The organism is Flammeovirga sp. SJP92, from assembly GCF_001583495.1.
In the GTDB taxonomy this organism is placed as follows: Bacteria; Bacteroidota; Bacteroidia; order Cytophagales; family Flammeovirgaceae; genus Flammeovirga.
Map to the genome: position 1 here is coordinate 130,001 of NZ_LQAQ01000099.1, position 23,983 is coordinate 153,983.

At 36.3% G+C, this 23,983-nt stretch carries 17 protein-coding genes and 2 rRNA genes (1 of these 19 only partly in view); 7 read left to right on the top strand and 12 right to left on the bottom strand.

What is annotated here, in order from left to right; all coding sequences use genetic code 11:
• The 3 genes from AVL50_RS25745 to AVL50_RS25760 form a co-directional block, all read left to right on the top strand.
• Positions 1-1,686 (top strand): 23S ribosomal RNA (locus AVL50_RS25745); it begins 1,190 nt to the left of the window's first position.
• 121 nt (positions 1,687-1,807) lie between these two features.
• A 5S ribosomal RNA gene (gene rrf / locus AVL50_RS25750) occupies positions 1,808-1,919 on the top strand.
• 227 nt (positions 1,920-2,146) lie between these two features.
• Entirely contained in the window at positions 2,147-3,001 is an 855-nt protein-coding gene (locus tag AVL50_RS25760) for a DUF4476 domain-containing protein (RefSeq protein ID WP_082796013.1), read from the top strand.
• A 46-nt stretch (positions 3,002-3,047) separates the two neighbouring features.
• On the opposite strand, the gene rlmN is transcribed toward AVL50_RS25760, so the two are convergent.
• The 9 genes from rlmN to trmB all read right to left on the bottom strand — a co-directional run bounded on the left by rlmN (position 3,048) and on the right by trmB (position 15,649).
• On the bottom strand, positions 3,048-4,094 hold the full coding sequence (gene rlmN, locus AVL50_RS25765) for a 23S rRNA (adenine(2503)-C(2))-methyltransferase RlmN (protein ID WP_062619825.1): 1,047 nt from the start codon (positions 4,092-4,094) through the stop codon (positions 3,048-3,050).
• A gap of 126 nt (positions 4,095-4,220) precedes the next feature.
• Positions 4,221-5,801, bottom strand: coding sequence for a hypothetical protein (locus AVL50_RS25770; RefSeq protein ID WP_062619826.1), 1,581 nt, complete (start codon positions 5,799-5,801; stop codon positions 4,221-4,223).
• Positions 5,802-5,909: 108 nt separating this feature from the next.
• Positions 5,910-7,028, bottom strand: coding sequence for a hypothetical protein (locus tag AVL50_RS25775; protein ID WP_157491546.1), 1,119 nt, complete (start codon positions 7,026-7,028; stop codon positions 5,910-5,912).
• A gap of 158 nt (positions 7,029-7,186) precedes the next feature.
• Entirely contained in the window at positions 7,187-9,733 is a 2,547-nt protein-coding gene (gyrA, locus tag AVL50_RS25780; RefSeq protein WP_062619834.1) for a DNA gyrase subunit A, read from the bottom strand.
• A gap of 116 nt (positions 9,734-9,849) precedes the next feature.
• Positions 9,850-11,016: a hypothetical protein gene (locus AVL50_RS25785; RefSeq protein ID WP_062619836.1), complete on the bottom strand. Its 1,167-nt coding sequence runs from the start codon at positions 11,014-11,016 to the stop codon at positions 9,850-9,852.
• 43 nt (positions 11,017-11,059) lie between these two features.
• The gene (locus AVL50_RS25790; protein ID WP_062619838.1) at positions 11,060-11,404 is read right to left on the bottom strand and encodes a hypothetical protein; all 345 of its coding nucleotides are present in this window, start codon (positions 11,402-11,404) and stop codon (positions 11,060-11,062) included.
• A 242-nt stretch (positions 11,405-11,646) separates the two neighbouring features.
• Complete coding sequence (locus tag AVL50_RS25795; protein WP_062619840.1) at positions 11,647-14,178, bottom strand: ATP-dependent Clp protease ATP-binding subunit; 2,532 nt, start codon at positions 14,176-14,178, stop codon at positions 11,647-11,649.
• Between the two features lie 169 nt (positions 14,179-14,347).
• A complete protein-coding gene (locus tag AVL50_RS25800; RefSeq protein ID WP_062619842.1) occupies positions 14,348-14,974 on the bottom strand; it encodes a WbqC family protein in 627 nt (208 codons plus the stop codon).
• Positions 14,975-14,995: 21 nt separating this feature from the next.
• A complete protein-coding gene (gene trmB, locus AVL50_RS25805) occupies positions 14,996-15,649 on the bottom strand; it encodes a tRNA (guanosine(46)-N7)-methyltransferase TrmB (protein ID WP_062619844.1) in 654 nt (217 codons plus the stop codon).
• Positions 15,650-15,853: 204 nt separating this feature from the next.
• Here trmB and AVL50_RS25810 point away from each other — a divergent pair, with 204 nt between their 5' ends.
• Positions 15,854-16,522 carry a ParA family protein gene (locus AVL50_RS25810; protein WP_044204637.1) on the top strand — a complete coding sequence of 223 codons (669 nt, stop codon included), beginning with the start codon at positions 15,854-15,856 and terminating at the stop codon, positions 16,520-16,522.
• A gap of 213 nt (positions 16,523-16,735) precedes the next feature.
• Positions 16,736-17,935 (top strand): hypothetical protein, encoded by a 1,200-nt coding sequence (locus AVL50_RS25815; protein ID WP_157491548.1) that lies wholly within the window; start codon positions 16,736-16,738, stop codon positions 17,933-17,935.
• Positions 17,936-18,103: 168 nt separating this feature from the next.
• On the opposite strand, the gene AVL50_RS25820 is transcribed toward AVL50_RS25815, so the two are convergent.
• From AVL50_RS25820 to AVL50_RS25830, 3 genes are all read right to left on the bottom strand, one after another.
• The gene (locus AVL50_RS25820) at positions 18,104-18,985 is read right to left on the bottom strand and encodes a hypothetical protein (protein WP_062619849.1); all 882 of its coding nucleotides are present in this window, start codon (positions 18,983-18,985) and stop codon (positions 18,104-18,106) included.
• A 344-nt stretch (positions 18,986-19,329) separates the two neighbouring features.
• Positions 19,330-19,812, bottom strand: a complete 483-nt coding sequence (locus AVL50_RS25825) for a CYTH domain-containing protein (protein WP_062619850.1) — start codon at positions 19,810-19,812, stop codon at positions 19,330-19,332.
• Between the two features lie 87 nt (positions 19,813-19,899).
• A complete protein-coding gene (locus AVL50_RS25830) occupies positions 19,900-21,072 on the bottom strand; it encodes a cystathionine gamma-synthase (RefSeq protein WP_082796014.1) in 1,173 nt (390 codons plus the stop codon).
• A gap of 172 nt (positions 21,073-21,244) precedes the next feature.
• Between AVL50_RS25830 and AVL50_RS25835 the strand changes: the two genes are divergently transcribed.
• Both AVL50_RS25835 and AVL50_RS25840 read left to right on the top strand, forming a co-directional pair.
• Positions 21,245-22,102 (top strand): alpha/beta fold hydrolase, encoded by an 858-nt coding sequence (locus AVL50_RS25835; RefSeq protein WP_082796015.1) that lies wholly within the window; start codon positions 21,245-21,247, stop codon positions 22,100-22,102.
• A 63-nt stretch (positions 22,103-22,165) separates the two neighbouring features.
• A complete protein-coding gene (locus AVL50_RS25840) occupies positions 22,166-23,980 on the top strand; it encodes a hypothetical protein (protein ID WP_062619855.1) in 1,815 nt (604 codons plus the stop codon).
• The last annotated feature ends 3 nt before the right edge of the window (positions 23,981-23,983 follow it).

Consider the following 23,983-nt stretch of genomic DNA (forward strand, 5'->3'; position numbering starts at 1 on the left):
TTAATACAAGTGGTAGGGGAGCATTCTAGCGAGGTTGAAGCAGTGTGGTGATGCACTGTGGACTTTCTAGAAAAGCAAATGTAGGCATAAGTAACGATAAGGCAGGTGAGAAACCTGCCCGCCGATAGACCAAGGTTTCCTGGGCGACGCTAATCGTCCCAGGGTTAGCCGGGACCTAAGGAGATTGCCGAATGGCATATTCGATGGATATCAGGTCAAAATTCCTGAGCATCTTATATTTTCGATGGAGTGACGGAGTGATGCAGCATCTGCGTACTGACGGAATAGTACGTTGAATTGCGTACCTATAGGAGGCATAGTTAAATGCGTGCTTCTTGGGGAAACAAGACAGTACAGAGCGACTACGGTCAATTTGATAACGATGTGAAACGCTTCCAAGAAAACCTTCTACGATTAAGATATGAGATCCCGTACCCCAAACCGACACAGGTGGTCAGGGTGAGTAACCCGAGGCGCTCGAGTGATTCATGGCTAAGGAACTAGGCAAATTAGCCCCGTAACTTCGGGAGAAGGGGCGCCTACTTACTTTGTAAGAGGCCGCAGCGAAGAAGTCCAGGCGACTGTTTAACAAAAACACATGGCTATGCGAACTCGAAAGATTCAGTATATAGCCTGACACCTGCCCGGTGCTGGAAGGTTAAGAGGGGGAGTTAACATCGGTGAAGCTCTGAATTGAAGCCCCAGTAAACGGCGGCCGTAACTATAACGGTCCTAAGGTAGCGAAATTCCTTGTCGGGTAAGTTCCGACCTGCACGAATGGTGCAACGATCTGGACGCTGTCTCGGCCATGAGCTCGGTGAAATTGAAGTAGCGGTGAAGATGCCGCTTACCCGCAACGGGACGAAAAGACCCCATGAACCTTTACTGCAACTTAACGTTGGCCGTTGGCCAGGAGTGTGTAGGATAGGCGGGAGACTGTGAAGGAGTGTCGCCAGGCATTTTGGAGTCATTGTTGAAATACCGCCCTCTCCTGTTCGACGGTCTAACGGGTTTTAACCCGGACATTGTTTGGTGGGTAGTTTGACTGGGGTGGTCGCCTCCAAAAGAGTAACGGAGGCTTTCCAAGGTTCCCTCACGACGGTCGGCAATCGTCGGAAGAGCGCAATGGCATAAGGGAGCCTGACTGCGAGAGAGACATCTCGACCAGGCACGAAAGTGGGACATAGTGATCCGGTGGTACCGCATGGAAGGGCCATCGCTCAAAGGATAAAAGGTACTCTGGGGATAACAGGCTGATCTCCCCCAAGAGCTCAAATCGACGGGGAGGTTTGGCACCTCGATGTCGGCTCGTCACGTCCTGGGGCTGGAGAAGGTCCCAAGGGTTGGGCTGTTCGCCCATTAAAGTGGCACGCGAGCTGGGTTCAGAACGTCGTGAGACAGTTCGGTCTCTATCTGTTGCGGGCGTAGGAAATTTGAGAGGCTCTGACTTTAGTACGAGAGGACCGAGTTGGACACACCTCTGGCGTACCGGTTGTTCCGCCAGGAGCATCGCCGGGTACCTATGTGTGGAGCGGATAAGCGCTGAAAGCATCTAAGCGCGAAACCCACCTCGAGATGAGATTTCCATATAAGGGTTGTTAAAGATTATGACGTTGATAGGCTTCAAGTGTACGTGTAGAGATACATTCAGCTGAGAAGTACTAATCGCCCAATAGCTTTTTCTTTTACGGTTGGGGTAGTAGAGATACTACCTCAGCAAAGTTTTTCCTTTTCACTGTCAATGAAGTTACAAAGAACTTTATGATAGTGATTAGATTCGTTATTAAGTAAGATCAATAAAGAAATTGATGGTGCCAATGACGTAGGTGTTCACCTCTTCCCATTCCGAACAGAGCAGTTAAGCCCTACCGTGCTGATGGTACTGGGTTAACCCCCGGGAGAGTAAGTCGGCGCCACATTCATTAAATACAGAAGGTTAGTTAACACAAGATGTTGACTAACCTTTTTTGTGTTTAATAAATAAATGAATTGTACAATTCTAAGATATTATATTAGTGATTTGTATAAATGTAACAAAAAATAGAAAGGTCATGTTAGAGGTGTTAGAATACTCTTATATAATTACTATTGCTTGTCACTGTAATAATTGAAATTGATTTTACAGAATTTGACCTTTATCGATACTATGAAAAACCTAATAACTATCTTATGTTTCTTATTTTTAACTTTAACAAGTTTTGCACAAAATATAGAAACGACAAATTGTACTCCAATTTCAAATGGACATTTTATAGAAGTATTGACTTCTTTTAAATCAATGCCATCTTCGTCCTTATTAGAATCTTCTAAAATTTTTGTTGAGAGGTACTGCATGGATAGTGATAAGTTAGGTGAATTGTCATCTTATTTTCACTCAGATCAGGATCGTATAGAATTTTTATACCATGCATTTTCACATACAGATAATAAATCAAGTTTGGTAAATACCGACTTTCATTTCGAAGATGAGGCTTTACAAGAAGTATTTGTGGCATTTTTAAGCAATATGCATCAAAATATATCTGATGGACTAAATACAACTGAACAGGAGATTGTAGAATACCAGAAAACAATCAAAACAGATGAAGATTTGGGAGATTATGATGTAAAGGTGGTTTATGTACCTGAATACCGAGGTAGGATTGGGTATGAAAAACCAATGTCATCTTCAGATTTCTTTAATGTTCAGAGGGCAATACAATTAGAATCTATTTCTAGTGAAAAAGTAGAAGCTTTTATTAATCAAGTGGAAGGAAAAGGAATAACTGTGCATCAACTTGATGGAATTTTATCATTATATAATTATGAAAATGATAAAATGAAAGTATTTACTAATGCAATCGATAAAGTTTACGACCTTGATAATTTATCGCTTGTCCGAAATCACTTTGTTAATCTATTCCATAAGAAAGAAATTGATAGAATTACACACTATGAATTAGACAAATACATGACAGACCAGGTTAAAAATGGTGAACATATAGAGTTTCAGCATTATTAGTTTGTCCCATCAAAAAAGGCTAAGTTTTTACTTAGCCTTTTTTGATTTATTTTTCTTTATTAGCGAGTTGTCCACAAGCTGCATCAATATCTTTTCCTCGACTTCTTCTTACATGAACGTTAACACCTTTCTTGGATAAGTAATCCGCGAATCGTTGGATCTTATCTACTTTGGCATTAAGGAAATCAGCCTCAGAGATAGGGTTATATTCAATGATATTTACTTTAGAAGGTAAGTGTTTAGTAAACTGATAAAGTTCCTCAGCGTCCTGTAATGAATCATTGAAGTTGTTAAACACGATGTACTCATAGGTAACAGGGTTCTTTGTTTTACTAAAATAATATTTCAGTGCCTCTCTAAGTACTTCTAAGGTGTTTTGTTCGTTGATAGGCATAATTTGATTCCTCTTCTCATCATTTGCTGCATGAAGAGAAAGTGCAAGATTAAACTTTACATCATCATCACCTAGTTTACGAATCATTTTAGCAATGCCGGCTGTAGATACAGTAATTCTTTTAGCAGACATACCAAGACCGTTAGGAGATGTTATTTTTTCAACTGACTCCAGAACATTTTTATAGTTCAAAAGAGGTTCACCCATTCCCATATATACAATATTGGTTAGCCCAGTATTGTAAGCATCTTGGGCTTGCTTGTCTATGGCCACTACTTGATCATATATCTCTGCAGCATCAAGATTTCTTTTACGATCCATGTATCCTGTAGCACAAAAAGAACAAGTAAGAGAGCACCCAACTTGAGAAGAAATACAAGCTGTCATTCTTGGTTCAGCAGGTATTAATACGCCTTCAACTAAATGCTTATCATGGAGTTGAAATGCAGATTTAATAGTACCATCATTACTTTGTTGTGCCTTGAAAACAGAAATTGGAAGTATTTCAAAATGCTCATTCAATAATTCTCTAGTTTTCTTTGATATATTGGTCATATCTTCAAATGAAGTAACGGAACTTTTCCAAAGCCAATCTTGAATTTGCTTTGCTCTGAATCCTTTTTCTCCATTTTCAACTAGAAAATCTTTGATCTTATCAGATGATAATTTACGTATGTCTTTTTTCTTTGATTTTATCATGGATGTAAAATATACTTGATCTCTGAATCACAACTTTTTGATTTAGAGAGTAAAAAGCCCGAACCTCAATGCGAAGTTCGGGCTTTTCTATGTAAAATTAAAAAACTGTTAAGCTTTAGAAAGGAATTATTCCATTGCACTTAGTTTTTTGTCAACTTTATCCATGTTCTCTTGGTCACCAATTTGGTAGTAGATTTTAAGAAGAAGTTGTAAATTCTTACGGTCATCGTTTGATGCTTCAGCACCTTTAACTGCATAAGGAACAGCTTTCTTTGCGGCTTCTTTCTTCGCTGCCTCTAATTCTTTTGCTTTAGCAGGATCTACATACTGACCAGTACCTTTTGTTGGTAACTCCTGTAATTCTTTGTTGAAAAGAACACTTTGGTTGTAGTATAATCTTGCAAGGCTATAAAGAGCACTTCCGTTTTCTGAATCAATAGAAAGTACTTTTTCATACTGTCCCATTGCCATTTCAGTATATTTTTTAACGTCGTCGTCAGATTCGTTGCTATCAGTAGCTTGATCGTAAAGTTGCGCTAATAAAAGATTAGCAGATACATCGTTAGGATCTTTAGCGATGTTCGCTTTAGCAGAAGCAATAGCCTCATCCATTTTGTCTAACTTCAAGTAGTTGATGATCATTGTTCTTGACAAATCAGCATCATCAGCATTGTACTTAAGACCTTCAAGACAGATGTCTAAAGACTCTTGGTAGTATTTCTTTGCTTCAGTTTCTAAAGATGCAATTTTAGTGTTTGCAGCTTCTAACTTAGCTTTAGCGTCAGCAACTTCTTTTTGAGCATCTTCCATTTCTGCTTTCGCTTGCTTAGCTCTTGTAGATGCATTTGAAGTTCTTCTACCTGCACCAGTAGAGTAGTACTCATATCTTTCTTTTGAAGATTCAACAGTTTTAGAAGATCTTTCAATTGTGTTTTCAGCATCTCTTACTTCATATCCAAGCTCGTCGATTGAACCTTCGATATCAGATACACCTTGAGAAGCGTAGAATAACAATTGCTTGTAGTAAACGGCATCATTTTTACCTAAAGAGAATAATACTTTAGCGTAAGTAACCACTTCGTCTTGAAGAGCTTTGATTTTGTCGTCTTCAGTCTCGTCATTCAACAAGTTGATAGTAGCATATAATGCATTTTGAGCTGCAGTAGTATCTTTTTTAACACGTAGTGCTAGATCGAAATCTTGTTTTGCAGTTGCAAAGTCTTCGTCTTGCCATGCTTTAGCACCAGCATCGATGAAGTAGTTATAGAACATTGTAAGTTTAGATAACATTGGTTGCATTGTCAATGGATCAATTGCATCCGGATTGTCGATCCAAACTTTTTTATAAGTAGGAGATTCTTTACCTACTACTTCTTTGTTTGATTTAATTTCGTTGTATGCAGACAATACTGAATCAATAGCAACAGAAATTTCTTCTGTAGATTGACCTTCAACTTTAGCTGCTGCAGTGTAAACATCACCTTTTACGTCTAATGTTTTGTCCTTAGCGATAGCAGTTTTACCCTTGCTAGCTAATTTGAATTTTTCATAGCTAACTGCATTTTCAACTTCAGTCTTTGCTTGATCAAGCTCGCCTTTTGCCAAAAAAGAAGCAGCTTTTGTTGCAGAACCTTTTTCTTGTGCTGTAGCTGCAGTTGAAACAGCAGCTGATAATGCAAGAACAGTTATGATTTTCGTAAATTTCATAGAAATATTATATGTTATATAGCTTAGAATACAATTATTTATTCCTCAAAGTGCAAACATAGTATTTTCCAAGCATATTTTTGATGATGTGTGACATAAATTTTGCACTTACATATTATCTAACGTATCATCCATACGTTTTAGTTCTTTCGATTTATTTAATAAACCATAAGCATTACGTAATGTTGAGATTACTTCCTCATTTTCATGATCTAATTCAAAAGCCACATCTAAATTTAAGACGCTTTGATCAAGATGGAATTTTACAGTTTTTCGGATATCACCTCTATGTATGTTCTTAAAATCCTCAGTCCTTTTTAATTTACTCCAATTATATAAGATTTTTTGATTCTCAATTGCTTCCCTGAATTGTATTTGTCCAAGATTGAAATAGGCATCAAAACTATAGGGATTAGAATGTATTGCTTTTGTATAATTTAAGACGGCCCTGTTAAAATCATTCAGCTCTTCGTAGACCATTCCTGTGGCCACAAGAGTATGGGTGTCAAAAGGATCAATTTTGAGATAATTATTAAGAATTTCTAATGCTTGTGTATACCACTTTTTTCGAATACATATACCAACTCCTCTGTAGATAAGGGAGTATTGTGAAGGGTGTTTGAAAATACCTTTTTGAACTTCATTCAAGGCTAATTCAGGTTTATTTAATTGTTCAAAAAAGAAGGCTCTGCTTTCATATACATCCGTGCTATCATAACCTAATTGTAATAACCTGTCTGAATAAGTGAGTGCTTTTTCAAAATGGCGAGACGCTTCACTGCAAATCATAGCATACCGACAGCTGACTCTATCATTGCTATTCATTATGAAAGTTTGATCAAAATAAAACTCAGCTTCGAGGTAATCTTCATTGATAAAGGCATTAACTCCTTTGGTCAAGAGGTTATCATAAAAGCGATCTAGTTCTGCTTGTGTATAAAGATTGAAAATTTCGCTTTTATCTGTATTTTCTAAAACTTTATTGTACCAATAGGTTGTGGAATTGACATAACTATCACAATCTTCTTTATTTCGAGGATCCGAGCAATAGTCGTTCAAGGAAAGTATTGAATAGGTCTTTCCTAGAAGTGTCATAACCTCTAATTCTCCTTCACGAGTGAGATTGTATTCCAGAAGTTGATTGAGTGATGCTAGAGCTTTGTAGGGCTCATTATTGTTGATGGCTAATCGAGCGATACTCAAGTTTTTCTCTTGAACTTTTTTCACTTGGGCATGACTTAAGTAATGATTGGTAAATAAAATGATTACCAAAAAATACCAACATTTAAGATTTAAGATCATACTTCGAAGATACTATTTTTTCCATAAAAAAAGGTACTCGTTATCCACAAGTACCTTTCTTATGAAATCAATGAAAGTAAGTCTTATTCTTCAGAAGTTGTATCTTCAGAATTTTCATTACTTGTTTCATTTGTAGGGTTTTCAGTTGTTTCATTATTTTCAACAACTTCTTCTTCCTCTTCAATTGTCGGAACAATTTCTACAGATGAGATTTCGTCATTATCATTTAATCGAATTGCTTTCACTCCTTGAGTAGATCTACCCATAGTTCTGAAGTTATTGACAGCAGTTCTGATTGTGATACCTTCTTTAGTGATTACGATAAGGTCGTCTGTTTCCTCTACAGAGAATAATGCTGAAAGCTTACCTGTTTTATCAGTGATTTGCATTGCTTTCACACCTTTACCACCTCTATTCGTACGTAGAGGATATTCTTCTAATAAAGTACGTTTACCGTATCCGTTTTCAGAGATAACCATTAATGATTTAACTTCTAGCTCTTCTTGAGAGATAGCCGCTAAACCTACAACAGCATCTTCGTCACCGTTAAGAACAATACCTTTCACACCAGTAGCACCTCTACCCATCGAACGAACGTTGTCTTCATTGAAACGAGTAGCCATACCCAAGCGAGTGGCAATGATGATATCATTTTGACCATTTGTCAACATTACATTGAATAGTTTATCACCTTCGTTGATGTTGATGGCGTTGATACCATTTGTTCTTGGTCTTGAATATGCTTCCAATACCGTTTTCTTCACAATACCTTTTTCAGTAACCATCAATAAGTAATGATTATTGATGTAGTCTTGATCATTCAAGTTCTTAGTACAAATTACTGCCTGTACTTTTTCACCTTCTTGAATGTTCAATAGGTTTTGTAATGGTCTACCTTTTGCTGTTTTACTTCCTTCAGGTAAACGGAATACTTTCTGCCAGTATACTCTACCTAAATTCGTGAATAACAACAAGTAGTTATGGTTCGAAGCAACGAACATATGTTCGGTGAAGTCATCAGATTTCGTTGACGCACCTCTTGAACCAACACCACCACGTCCTTGTGATTTGTATTCTTTTAATGGAGTACGCTTAATGTAACCTTCATGAGAAATAGTAATAACCATTTCTTCGTCAGCGATTAAGTCTTCGATGTCTAGATCATCAGCATTGTAAACAATGTTTGATCTTCTTTCGTCTCCATATTTATCTTTCAACTCTACTAAGTCTGTCTTGATGATATCCATCTGACGTTCTCTACGAGCTAAAATGTCTCTTAAATCTTCAACTAATGCAGTAACTTCAGCGTGTTCTTGAACGATTTTATCTCTTTCAAGACCTGTTAAACGCTGTAATCTCATTTCTAAGATTGCCTTTGCTTGAAGTTCACTGAATTCAAAGCGAGAAATTAATTCTGCTCTTGCGATTTCAGCATCTTTTGAACCTCTAATTAATGCAATTACCTCATCAAGATTATCTAAAGCTTTTAAGTAACCTTCTAAGATGTGAAGTCTTCTTTCTGCTTCAGCTAATTCGAATTGCGTTCTACGGATGATAACATCATGTCTGTGCTCTACATAATACTTGATCATATCATGTAGGTTAAGAAGTTTTGGTCTTCCTTTTACAAGCGCAATGTTGTTAACACTGAAAGAACTTTGAAGAGCAGTTTGCTTGAACAAGTGGTTTAATACCACGTCAGGCACTGCGTCTTTTTTCAATTCATATACGATACGGATACCGCTTTTATCCGATTCATCACGGATAGCAGAGATTCCTTCGATTTTCTTTTCATTGACCAACTCAGCAGTTTTTTCAATCATATTTGCTTTGTTGACCATATATGGGATTTCAGAAACTACAATTTGCTCACGTCCCGAAGAAAGTGTTTCAAATTCAGTTACTGCTCTCATTACTACTCTACCACGGCCAGTTTCCAATGCTTTTTTCACACCGTCATAACCGTAAATGATACCACCTGTTGGGAAGTCAGGACCTTTAACGATATCCGTTAACTCATCCATTGTTACGTCAGGATTTTCGACATAGGCAATGATCGCATCACATACCTCATGAAGGTTGTGAGGTGCCATGTTTGTTGCCATACCTACTGCAATACCCGATGCTCCGTTTAAAAGAAGGTTAGGAATTCTTGCAGGTAAAACTGATGGTTCTTTTAATGAATCATCAAAGTTAGGTTCAAAATCGACAGTATCTTTTTTGATATCGGCAAGCATTTCTCCAGAGATCTCTTTCATACGAGCCTCCGTATAACGCATTGCTGCAGGAGAATCGCCGTCAATTGATCCGAAGTTACCCTGTCCATCGACTAACATGTATCGTAATGACCAAGGTTGAGCCATACGTACCATTGTTTCGTATACAGAAGAATCACCATGAGGGTGGTACTTACCAAGTACTTCACCTACGATTCTTGCTGATTTCTTATATGAACGGTTATAACTAAGTCCAAGCTCAGCCATACCGTACAATACACGCCTGTGAACAGGCTTAAGACCGTCTCTTACATCTGGAAGAGCACGAGAAACGATCACCGACATTGAGTAGTCAATGTAGGCACTTTTCATTTCGTCCTCTATGTTGATAGAGATGATATTTTCGTCTGCCATGTATATTTATTAGAATATGTTTTCACATCTGAAAAAATGAAGAAAAAATCTCCATTTTAAGGAAATGCAAGATACAAAAAATGAGGGTTTTTTAAAGGAAAAAAGTGATCTAATTTCTATCGTTTGAACTGAATTGCACCACATTTTCCTAAGTCTGATTTAATATTCAATTCCCGCTTCTTTTTTCCTGCTTTTATTGCCACCGCCATTGTGTTAGGCGGGATCTTTCCAAGGTTGTGGGCATATAAAATCAGACGATTTTCTTTACCTGGCTCATAAGTTACTTTGAACTTCCTTTTCTTAGCTGTCAACTCATAGTATTCGACAACATGTTCTCCATTCCAAAAAATTGAAACAATGTCACCATCTATTGTTCTATCGTCCCAGATTTGAATAGATATATCATAAGTTGTGATGTAGATGGAAGATTGATTTTCAACTGGGCGGTTTTCATACACTAAAGTTTTAGGAACTTCATTTGGTTCTGGTTCAATATCTTTTGGCTCTTCTTCTTTTATAGTAGCTTGTTTTTCAACAATAAGTTTAGGTTCTTCCTCTTTTTCTTCTTCAGTAGGAGTGTCACTTGGAATATGTACAAGACATACATCATCAATGTAGATATAGCATTGAGGATCTATATCGTAATTGATATATTTCAGGTCCGTTTGGAGATCATCTTTAAAGTTGCCTATCGTTAGGTATTTGATCGCTTCTTCTGCTATAAAAGAAAAAGTGATCTTTGTCCAGTCTGTTGCATAGAAAATATCATCCAATTGATATTGAGGAGATACGCTCAATAGAGGTTCATAAATTGATTGTTTTAGTTTTTCATTGGTAAATGCGAAGCCTAAACCATTGGTGGCAATTCCTCCAAAAGCTACATTGTTTCCACTGCTTATATAAGCTGTAAACTGATACTTTTCACCTTTCTTTAAAACTTTATTCAGTTTGATAGAGGCGTACTCTCTATAGTTGACAACTCTTTGCATGTAAGTGATCAATCCTAATACTGATTGACCAGTTCTAGGACTGAAATTATCTTTAATACCTTTTAGAGGCTGACTTTCATTGATAAACATATGGTCTGGTGTGCCATAGAGTGTCTTGGGCTTATTTTGGTTGGTGTTGTACCATTCCTTTAAGTTATCCAAATGTGCGTGTCCTCTGGTGGCTTCGAAGTAGTCATCAAAACTTGGGTTAGGAATCAAATTCTGACCATACAATGAAATGGATAAAAATGATATGCAGGCAAATAAAAAATATGTAATGAAGTTCTTTGTCATGACTTTATTTTAAAAGTTCATGACAAAGGTAGTGACTTTTCAACTAAGCTCGAACAACGTCATAATTTCCAAGTTGTTGAACACACATTTTTCTTGAAATTTCACCGCTTTTCATTTTGATTGAAAGGATGTAGTTTCCTGAGTTTACAAAGGATAGGTCTAAAGTGGAAGGAACAAGTTGGTTAAGTACTACTTTACCAGACATCATTTCAGAAATAGTTACACTGACAATTTTTTCTTTTAGTTCGTCAAATGTAGATAAATTGTGTTGAGCGACAGGAGATTCAATTGTGATAACAGCTTTGTTTTTTTCGCTTATTTCAATGTTAGTGCCGAATAAGGCACTAGTAATAAGTAGAGATGATAAGCGATCAGTAGTTAATTTCATGGTAATAAAGAGTAATTTAAAAATGGATTATAAAGTGTAGTAAAGTAATACCTAATAATCCTTAATACGGGTATTCCTATTTGAGTGATACATAAATTTAATAAAAAGGTTCAAGTAGTAGCCTATTTTCATAAAATAGTACTATGTTTTGATGGATGGAATCAATTTCGTTAGGTATAAAAACGAAAAAAGGATCATTTCAAATTAAGAAATGACCCTTCTTTTTTCTATTTTAAAGAGAATTAATCCTCTTCAGATTCTGTTTTTGTAGTGTTCTTTTTGATTGTAACTGTCAGAGCATCACCCTTTCCAGAATAATCAGCAAGAATAGTATCACCTTCTGCAATATCGCCACCAAGGATCTCTTCAGCCATTGGATCTTCAAGGTACTTTTGGATTGCTCTGTTAAGAGGTCGCGCACCGTACTGAGGATCATAGCCTTTTTCAGATAAGAAATCTTTAGCCTTTTCAGTGACTTCAATTTGATATCCCATAGCAATTACTCTTTCGAATAATTTCGATAATGAAATATCAATGATTTGGTGGATGTGCTCTCTTTCTAAAGAGTTGAAGATAATTACATCATCCAAACGGTTTAAGAATTCAGGAGCAAAAGCCTTTTTCAATGCTTTTTGAATTGTTCCCTGCATCTCAGCGTCTTGATTATCTAATTTCGTTTGTGTATTGAAACCAATACCTGTTCCGAAATCTTTCAAATCTCTAACACCGATGTTTGAAGTCATGATGATTACTGTATTTCTGAAATCAACACGTCTACCTAAACCATCTGTTAAGATACCGTCATCTAATACTTGAAGTAAGATATTGAACACATCAGGGTGTGCTTTTTCAATCTCATCCAATAAGATAACGCTATAAGGTTTACGTCTGATTTTTTCAGTCAACTGACCACCTTCTTCATATCCAACGTAGCCCGGAGGCGCTCCAACCAATCGAGATACAGAGAATTTCTCCATATACTCCGACATGTCGATACGTACTAATGAATCATCTTTGTCGAATAAATGAGAGGCTAACACTTTCGTTAACTCTGTTTTACCGACACCAGTTGGTCCTAAGAAGATAAATGAACCGATTGGTTTTTTAGGATCTTTCAAGCCTACACGCGTTCTACGGATAGCCTTTGCTAATTTTTCAATAGCTTGATCCTGACCAATCACTTTACCCTTAAGGTCTTCTGACATGTTCATCAGTTTCTTACCTTCGCTTTCTGCAACACGATTTACAGGAATACCCGTCATCATAGCTACAACTGCTGCTACATCATCTTCAGTAACAGGGTAGATAGTTTCATTTGTTTCTTTTTCCCATGCTTCTTTAGCAGTATCAAGGCTTTCAATCAATTTCTTTTCAGAATCACGTAGCTTCGCAGCTTCTTCGTATTTCTGTCTTTTGACCACCTTGTTTTTTTCCTCTTTGATATCCTCAATCTCTTGCTCGAGTTTCAAGATATTATCAGGAACATGGATATTATTGATGTGAACACGTGCTCCCACTTCATCTAAAACGTCAATCGCTTTGTCTGGAAGGAAACGGTCACTAATATATCTATCCGAGAATTTCACACAAGCCTGCAACGCCTCTTCAGAATAATCTACGTGGTGGTGCTGCTCGTATTTTCCTTTGATATTATTCAAGATTTCAATCGTTTCTTCTGGGGAAGTAGGGTCTACCATTACCATTTGGAAACGACGTGCTAATGCACCATCTTTTTCAATATATTGTCTGTACTCGTCTAAAGTAGTGGCACCAATACATTGTATATCGCCACGTGCTAATGCTGGCTTAAACATATTGGAAGCATCAAGCGATCCTGAAGCGCCACCTGCTCCAACAATCGTGTGAATTTCATCTATAAATAGAATTACTTCTGGTGCTTTTTCTAGCTCGTTCATTACAGCCTTCATACGCTCTTCAAACTGACCACGGTATTTAGTACCGGCCACTAAAGAAGCAAGGTCTAATGTAACGACACGTTTGCCGAACAACACTCTTGATACTTTTTTCTGAACTATACGTAAAGCTAGTCCTTCAGCAATTGCTGTCTTACCAACCCCTGGCTCTCCTATTAGGATAGGGTTGTTTTTCTTTCTTCTCGAAAGCACTTGAGCTACTCTTTCGATCTCTTTGTCTCTACCGACTATTGGGTCTAGTTTTCCCTCTTCGGCATAGCTAGTAAGGTCACGACCAAAATTATCCAAGACAGGAGTTTTAGATTTCTCTGTACTCTTTGATGATTCTGGACGAGAGCTCCATGATCCTCCTCCTTTTGATTGAGGTTCATCGTCATCAGTGCTTGATGAAGCTGTTGGGTTTTCTCCTTGGAATTCGATCATTTCTTTGACTACATCATAGTTTACATCATAACGCTGCAAAATTTGGGTAGCTAAGTTATCTTCATCTCTAAGTATTGATAATAACAGATGTTCAGTACCAATTAGGCTAGATTTAAAGATTTTAGCTTCTAAATATGTTATTTTAAGCGTTTTTTCGGATTGTCTCGTTAGTGGGATGTTTGCGAGGTTTTTTACGTTGAAATTGGCAGTGCTTTTAGTTGACTGCTCAATAGCGTCTTTCAAATCGTTAAGATTGACGCTTAATTTTTTCAGTAAAGTAATCGCATATCCCTCACCTTCACGAATCATACCCAGCAAGAGATGCTCTGTGCCAATATAATCATGGCCAAGGCGCAAAGCTTCTTCTCTACTTAGAGAGATTACTTCTTTGACTCTATTCGAAAATTTTGCCTCCATGGTTAGGGAATTTTTTAGATTATAATTTCTACTTCTATAAAATAAGATACAGAATTAATATTCATTAACGAAATAAAAAGGAGTGAAAATTTTAAATCAGGATAATGGATATATCTAATAATGGTTTCTGTCTCTTAAAATAAAGCATATAAAATTTATTAAACAACTCTTAATGATGGATTAATTGACTATTCTGTGATTTTAATATATTGATCGCATTGGGTCCTTCACAAAAAAGTAAATCAAGAATACTCAGGTTTCGATCAAAAGTGTCACCAAACACTTGAATATACGAAATCTCGTTAACAAAAGTTGATGAATCGGTAGCAGTAACCTTGTTTCTAAGGTCAACTATCTCATCTTCAGGTTCTTTTTTATAAGTATTCGTAATTTCAACCTTAGTACGTAATCCTAATAGCTTAATAACACATTTCAAAAGTGAAATGTTTAGCTCAAAAAGAGATTCCTCCCCACTTAATAATGTAGTCTTGATGGCTTCCTCATAATATTCGTAATAAGGAGACCTCCCATAGGCAGAAAGAATACTTCTCCAATGTTTTACAGCCCAGTTGTCATTTTGGTTGACCTTGATTTTACGCATAGGCTTACCTTTGTTAGCGCCAACAACCGGAACACTCAATCGATCTACTTTTTGAGCTGTTTTGATAAAGCATCTGTTTCTAAAACTTTGCTTTTGAAACGTCTCAAATTTCTCAATATAAACCGTGTCGCAGTGAGCTAGAATAGTGAAATATTCAAGGTTGGGAAAATAATGTAAATCGATTAGTACTTTCATTGGAGAAGTAAAATAGGTGTTTTAGAATCTGAATTTTAAGTAGTGCACTTTGTGACCAAGCTCAGTAAATTGCTTTTCATAGCGTGTTTTAATACCATGATGATCGTCCATTAAGTCCGATTCATACAGGTCAAAAGTCACCGCTTCTAATTGTACTTTTTCTTGAACCAACGTTTCTACAGAGTACTCAAAAAGCTCTTTACTGTCGGTCTTAAAACGGATTAAACCACCTTCTTTAATTAATTCTTTATAGATGTTTAAGAAGCGAGGGTGAGTCATTCTTCTCTTCGCATCTCTGTCTTTTGGACGAGGGTCTGGGTGAACGATCCAGATTTCATCTACTTCGCCCGCTTCAAAATAGTTGGCTAAGTTTTGAATATGAATTCTTAAAAAAGCAGCATTTGTCAGACCTTTTTCATCCACTACGTTACCACCTTTCCAGATTCTGTCTCCTTTGATATCAACACCAATGAAGTTTCTGTCAGGATAAACTTGTGCAAGACCTGTAGTGTATTCACCTCTACCACAAGCCAATTCTAAAACAATTGGATTGTCGTTTTTGAAAACCTCTTTTCTCCAGTTTCCTTTGATGTTATCATACAAAGGTTTTCCTTCTTCAATAATATATGCACGCTCTTTGTTTTGAGCGAATTTTTTTAACTTATGGCGACCCATCTTTCAAAAATTTTATAATTCAGAATGCAAACATACAAAATCCCTTTTTTGCTTGGGTAGTTCCGATTATTCCTCTTATGTTTATATTGGGAAATATTCGGTTTTTTATCGTATTTTCATTGGATTATTAAAGATTTTAGTGGGTTTATGTTCATTATTAGGAAGTAAGGTCACTGAATAAGGAAGCAATTTTTTAAATTTTGTATGGCTAAAGTAATTTCTTTCGCAACTCAAAAAGGAGGCGTTGGTAAAAGTACCCTGCTGATGTTAACAGCCTCAGCTGTACATAATAGAACAAACAAAAAGGTTTTGGTGATTGATTGTGATCCCCAAAAATCAGTAAAAGATATTTATTCCACAGAAGGCGCAGATAAGGAATCTTCTTATGATGTGATTGCCTTCAATTGGAAACAACCTAGAGCCGAAGAGAACTTTGACAAGACGCTCGCATTGGCAGAGAAAAAGTATGATGCGATTTTCTTGGATGTACCTGGGCGTATTGAAGGAAAGGAAATCTATTTTAGTGTCTTGGTTTCAGACGTTGTAGTAGTGCCTGTAGTGGCTAGTGTTTTAGATATGAGAGCAACAATACGTTTTCTGAAAACATTGCCGATGATCAAGGAAATGAAGGAGAAGCAAGGCTACAAGTTTGAGGTTTTCGGCATTGTCAATAAAAAAGATCAGACTGTTGAACACCAAAAGCTGAAAGAGTTAGCAGGTATCGGCGGAATGGAGTTTTTCTATTCACCGATTTCCAACTTGGTAAGATACAAAAGAGGTATCTCAACGGTATACGATATTACAGATCCTGCAATTAAGGACGATGAATTCAATCAGTATTTTGATGAGTTTTGTACGAAGTGCTTGTTTTAAATTAGAGCATTCAAATTTACTGAAATAGATATAGGAAAGACTTTCAGCGTTTTATGTTGGAAGTCTTTTTTATATTTAAGCTTTTAAACTTAAAGTAAACTATTACAAACAATGAGACTACTAATAGTTTTAAGTATTTCAATACTTATTTTTTCATGTAAAATAGCTAATGAGAAAAATGATATTGTTCTTTCTGAAAAGGAGCAACAACTATTGAAAGATTCATTATCGGTCTATTTTGATACTTATATCAAATATAATAAGTACAGTCAGGAGAGGCTTTTGCTTCAATTAATAAGCAGAGTTGATGCAATTAAGAAAGACCAAAAAAGTCCTGAATTTTTCAGTGAATTAGATCAGTTGATTTCTTTACAATCTAAGCATAATCAAGACTTAGAAAAAAATAAACGAGTTACTGACAGTTTACAACAAGTCATACTTCATAAAATATATTCTAGTGAGGAGTTGACCGCAATAAGATCTCTTTATGAAAGAACTTATGAAATAGATCCATCTCTCACAATAAAGGAAAATGAACAGGCATTTATTAAGTATTATGAAAAGCTAGATAATTATCAAGGACCTCTTTTTTATAAAGATTCTGTATGGAGTCATATTAGTAAAGTGTGTCCTATTTACTGGAAAATAAGAAGCGAATTATGGAAAGAAAATCAGCCTAAAATTGAAGCCTTAAAAGAAAAAATACTTTTAAAAGATGGTGTTCCTGAGGCAAATAAAAAACTACTTCAAGCCTTATTAATGCCCGATTCATCGCAAGATTCAATACCAACTTATAAAAGAGTAATGGCTGCAGTTTTTGAATCAACTGATGGTTTGTGGTCAATTCATCAAATGTATACTGGTAGTAAAGGAGATAGCTTATTAATTGATAAAACAGCTATTCCAGATTCTTTAGATTCACAACTTTTTATTGGTGACAAACTTTTCAAAGACTTCTCTGCTGTTGAAATAACAGATGCAATTAAAATTTATGGTTATTCAGAGAAAAGGCGCGTTGATGTAGAGTTGGTATCTATAGGGTATCAAAATGATATGTGTTTAGAGTCGTATTATGTTTATGATATTTTACCGAAAAATGACATCGGAAATGAAAAAATAGTTTTTACTTCATCATTACCATTGGAATTAGAGTTTAATAGAAATACAGAAGTAGATTCTCTTTTGTATGAACATAACTTTGCAATATGTTATGACTGTGGTAGTGGATGGGCAAGTGAAAAGGTGATTGCAAGTTTAAAGGGGTATGAAAATATTTATTTTGTCGTAACCATAGGGAAAAAAGGAATTGATGCTGCTGAGACCTATATTAGATCTCTACGTTATATAGATAAAGATTTATCATTTTCATTGTGGTCAGATGAATTTGATGCTTTTGGCTGTTCTTGCCTATAGGTAAATCAATGCGCCTTACCAGTTACAGTAAGGCTCCTTCATCAACATCGCATTATAATACTTCTTTTCTTAACCAATCCGGCATTGAAGCATTTGGGGATTTTTAATGGAGTGACTCATTGGTTATTTATATCGATCTTTCTTAAAAACCTATTCAATTAAAGCTGATCAAAAATACTTAAAATACGAAATTTCATTTTCGAGCTTGAAAATTATAATATCAACCTTTTCTTCAACAGGAACTCCTTTATGTTTTACAATATCAAAGGAAAGAGAAGCTAAATGATTTGCTATTTTTTGTGTAGTAAGATCTTGCGCTTCTTTTTGAAGTTTTTCAAGACCACCTCCCTCAGGTATTTTAAATGTTCTTGATACCTCTGAAATTTTTCCATTTGTACCAATAATAATATTATAGCCACCCAAACAATCTTCTATTTCTCGTTTCTTTAATTTTTTAATCTCCTCAAGTATTACATCATCAGGGGCGGGTTTATCACTATACCTACGGGAAATTCCATTAGGCACTTCCTCGTAATTATTAATCATTGTTTTTTCAATGATATTTCCCTTTTCAGCTATTACACTTAGTTCTCTCTCAAAAGTTTTAGGTACAGCAGCGTTTCTTCTTAATACGTCTCCTTTGGCAATAATAAATGAACCGCTATACCAATCTATTAGTACTCTGTTATTGACAATTTTATCCTTGAATATTTCTGCTATTTTTGACTGAGACTTTTCTTTATCGATTGTCTTGTTTCTGCGGATTTCACCGGGAGTAATAATATCTGTAAGGAAAAGGCTATCATTTTCTATCAAGTAAATTGCTTGATATCCTCTCCAGCAATTAAAGGTGGCATTTTCTCTAAAACTCAGTCCAAATAACTTTCCATTATCCTTTGTTACTTTTTTCAAGTAATTCTCAAGAAAAAAGTTGAAAGTAATTGATGTATCACCTTGGTAGACGATATAATCTCCAAATTGATGACTCCCATAAGAAACATTAAGTTGAAACAATAAAAGCGTAAGGATGCTTATGAGTTTAATTTTCATAATGATTTACTTTTAGGTGAATGAAATTAAAGTAAGATGACGTATTAATCACTATTTACAGTGATTCTATGATTTCTTGTTTTGGAATAAGCATATTCATACAGTCAGATTGGTCATTTCAAAGTTGAATAGTTTACTATAATCTAAAGTATTTGATTCCAAAATAAGTGTTGATTGAAGGTCAAATCTTACTATTAAGACACATACTTTCAATGAATGGTTTAAAATAGTATTTCAAATTTTAATGATAAAAAAATTCAAAATTGAAACGCTATACTTTGTACAAAATTTCAATTTTGGATTTTATTAGAGGTTGATCACCTTTCTACTTGTTGTCTATTTTTTTATGACCAATTTTTGAATGGCTCCTTCATCAACATGGCATTATAATACTTCGCTTCTCCAGTCACTTCTTCTCCTAACCAATCCGGCTTTTCAAAAGCTTCATCAGTGGAAGAAAGTTCAACTTCAGCGATAGTTAAGCCTTTGTTGTCTCCGTCAAAAACATCGACTTCGTACGTATGATTTCCCACAGGAACCTCATATCTGATTTTATCAATGGTACCTCCATCGCATAAGTGAAGCAATTGCTCTACTTCTGCAATGGAGATTTCTTTTTCCCATTCATAGCGTGACAGACCTTCATCTTGAGATTTACCTTTAATGGTGATAAACCCTTTTTCTCCTTTAATTCTCACACGCACTGCTTTGTTTTCCTCTGCACAAATGTAGCCTTGTACTATGCGGAATGACTTTGATGCGATAGAAGGATCAAAAGATTTTACCAAGAACTTACGTTCAATTTCAAGATGTTGTTGATTTGCCATTTTTATATTTTATTTTTTTGAATAGGTTACAACATTGTAATATGGATTTATATGTTGTGTAACACGGGTAGACACATAGGTCTACCCCTACAGGCCTGCGGCCGCAAATGCGTTTTCTAGGTCTTCTTTCAGGTCTTCCAGATCTTCGATACCTACTGAAATTCTGATGAAACCATCATCGATTCCTAATTCTTTTCTTGTTTCAGCTGGAATTGAAGCGTGCGTCATGATGGCAGGGTGCTCAATCAAACTTTCTACTCCACCTAAACTTTCAGCTAAAGTAAATAGCTTACAGTTCGATAAGAATACTTTTGTTTGTTCAAGGTCTGCTTTCAAAGTCACTGAAATCATACCGCCACCTTTCTTCATTTGCTTTTTGGCTAAAGCGAAATCAGGGTGCGATGGTAAATGAGGGTAATACACTTTCTCTACTGAAGGATGCGTTTCTAACCATTCTGCAATTTTCTCCGCATTAGAACAGTGTCTGTCCATTCTTACACCTAATGTCTTCAATCCTCTATTGACCAAGAAAGAATCGAAAGGTCCTTGAACGGAACCAACGGCATTTTGTAAGAAAGTTAGTTTTTCCTCTAACTCTTTGTTCTCACCCACTACAACTACACCTCCTACTACATCAGAGTGACCATTGATGTATTTTGTAGCCGAGTGTGCCACAATATCAAAACCTAATGCTAAAGGTTGTTGTAAGTAAGGAGTAGCGAAAGTATTATCACAAACCGTGATGATATCGTGCTTTTTAGCTACTTCAGCCACTTTTTCCAAGTCTACTAAACGAAGCATCGGGTTGGTAGGTGTTTCCGCCCAAATCATTTTAGTGTTCGGTTGGATCGCATTTTCTAATGCTTCCATATCATTCAAGTCGATGAATGAGAACTCTAATTTTGAAGAGAACTTTCTCACTTTATCAAAAAGACGGAAAGTACCACCGTATAAATCGTTCATGGCAATGACATGTGAACCACCTTCCAGCATATCTAAAATAGTAGCGGAAGCGGCCAATCCACTTGCAAAAGCATATCCTTTTACGCCTCCTTCTAAAGCGGCAACTGCATCTTCGTAAGCGTAACGAGTAGGGTTGTGACTACGAGTATATTCAAAACCTTTATGCTCGCCTGGTGCAGTTTGAGCATAAGTAGAGGTAGCATAAATTGGAGGGATAACGGCTCCTGTAGTTGGATCAGGTTCTTGTCCAGCGTGAATTGCTATAGTTGAGAAGCCATATTTTTTCTTCTTATCCATATTTATAGTATTTTTAATTTAGGGTCGTATGAATGTAAAACTTTTCAAATCATCTGATAACTTTAAAATCCTTTTTCGATCAAATAAAAACTACTATTTGGAATAAAGTGTTTCAGCGATTCTCTTCAATTTTTTTCGAATTAAACACTTATCAAAATAAAAACCTACAAAAATGATAGAGTATAAGAGCGTCCTATTGATTTTACTCTTGATCTTATGTGGATGTGCTTCCGATATGAATGCGAATAATGAATGGAATAAATTAGAAAAATCGTATGCCAAAGAGGGTGTAGAGATGAAAGTCCGACATACAAAGCTGGACAATAAAACCATTAATTATCTATCAGTAAAAGGAGAAAATAATCCTTCTACAACCATAGTTTTTATTCATGGAGCACCAGGAAGAGCGGATAACTTTGGGAATTACCTTAAAAATAAAACACTCCTGGAAAAGGCAAATGTCATTTCTGTTGAACGACTGGGATATGGAAGTGAAAAAGGGAAAGAAGAAGATGCTATTGGCTTACATGGAAAGGCAGTGAGGACAGTTTTAAATGACTGGCAAGAAGAATTAGGCGAGCCACAACATTATATACTTGTTGGGCATTCGTATGGTGGACCGATAGCTGCGTACACAAGTGTGCAAGACAGTAGCGGTATTGATGAAGTGGTTTTGCTAGCTCCTGCAATGTCATCAGAATTGGAATTGATGAAATGGTATTCGAGGTGGGCGCAGAGTAAAGTGATCTACGCTATTTTGCCATCAGGATTGAAAGTAGCCACGGATGAAAAGGCAAATCATGCTGAAAGTTTAAAGAAAATAGAGGGAGAGTGGAGTAAAGTAAAAGTGCCCACAACCATAGTTCATGGTACAACAGATGGGTTAGTTCCTTTCGAAAACCTTCAATATGTTGTAGATAATTGGTCAATTGATGTAGATACTGTGGTTTTGGAGAAGAAAGGACACCTATTTCCTTTTAAGGATGAAGAGATAGTAGTAAATTTATTATTACAAAAAATAGATTCCTAGGTAGACTGCTATCTGAATACCATTTTGAGCACATATTTTCATCAGTACAAAACCTAAAAAAACGTGGAAGAGCAAGACAACACAGTGGAAGAGTTACATGAAGAGCCCTCACATATCGAAGAGAAAAAAGCCAAGAAAAGTAACAAGGGAATTATATTTCTGAGTATACTTATTTTGTTGTTTGGAACATTTGGGTGGTGGACGCAATCATTACCAAAAACAGCATTATGGAAAACACTGCCTGCAGGTGCTGGAGTGATTGTGGGTACTTCAGATGTATTGCATTTGTGGCAAGAACTGCACGCTTCAGAGTGGAACAATGCCATTGAAGGAAGTTTAACCTCAAGCCGAAAAAAGGTTTGGAACAATGCTGTATTGAATAATAGTCTACTGCCTTATTTCTTGTCGGATTATCCTAGTATTGGCGCTATTTATAAGACAGAAAAAGAAGGCAGAGCTCAATTGATGGCTATTGATTTAGGTTGGCAATCGAAGCTGACCGATCACCTCCGTTTCGTAATAGGAAAGAAATTTACCTTGGAACAGAAGTCATTAGGTGGAAATGGGGAGGCGACTGTTTTGAAAAGAGGAACTTCTAAGCTCGGAATCTATTTTGTATACAATAACCTTCTTGTTTTTTCTACTCACGAAACACTTGCGAAAAGAGCTTATGAAGCATTGGAACATGGTGGAGAAGTGACCGAATGGGAAGTAGGGGAGTTTGAAGAAGGAAAAATTGCTGAAGTATGGATGAATCCTGATGCGATTTATGCTTTGTCTGAACCGAATTTTGTAGAACCTCAGTTATCATTGAAAGGCATAGGCCGACTGTTGGGAGATCAGCACTGGATGTGGACAGAAGATGGTTTATCACTCAAAGCACAGATAGAGACGAAAGAAAAAGGCTTCAAATTAGAGCCTGTATGGTGGATGTGGTCAGGAACGTCTTCAAGTAAAGAATTGTTGAATGTTATACCCACTCACATTTCAGTGGCTTCTCATTGGGGGATGTCAACCAAAGTAAAAGAAAGAAGAGAGGCATTGATGCGTGCCAATATTGCTCCATGGAGCGCTATTGAAAATAGATTATCCATTTCTATTGAAGAGGATTTTGATAGTTGGGTTGGTGATGAAGCCGCTTGGGTGAAATTGATGGCAAGTGAGCTGAAAGGAAGAGATGGGGAAGTGATGTTGTTGAAAACGAATAACCCGGCATTGGCTTCAGAAAAGTTGAGAGCCTTGAATGTAAAAGTAGAGGCAAATACTTTGGAAAGATTTTCAGAATTAAAATACAGAGGCTTTGCTATTGGATATATTGGCGTGGAGGAGTTGTTGCCAAGAGTATATGGCGATGCTTTTAACCGAATCAAAAGGCCATACTACACAGTACTAGGAAATGCAGTAGCTTTCTCCAATCATCCTAAATCTCTGAAACGAATGATTGATGCAAAATTGGATCAGAGAACAATCAATTTGGAAGAAACGAAAATCCCAAAATCAGCCATGTATATCTGGGGTAATGGTGGAGCTTTATATCAAGATTTACCACTTTGGATAGATCAAGATGGTCTTTCAAAAATGAAAAGCTATCAGCCAATGTTCGGCAGTGTTCAAAGTTTTGAGATGGTTTTCTTGCCAAGAGCAAAATATCACGGTGCTTCTTATTTGAATCTGAATTACGGTGATGCAGCACAAGAAAAAGTGGCCTTGACCAAACGATTAAGAGAATTTCAAGCAATTGATGATAAGAAGTACGAAGCCTATTTGGATGGTGTGAAAATGGAGCATCAAAAAGCATTTAAGATTGCTTCTCCACAGAAAAGTGATGAAGACAATATGATAAAATTTCAATTAAATACAGAAACCGAAAAAAATTAGCTT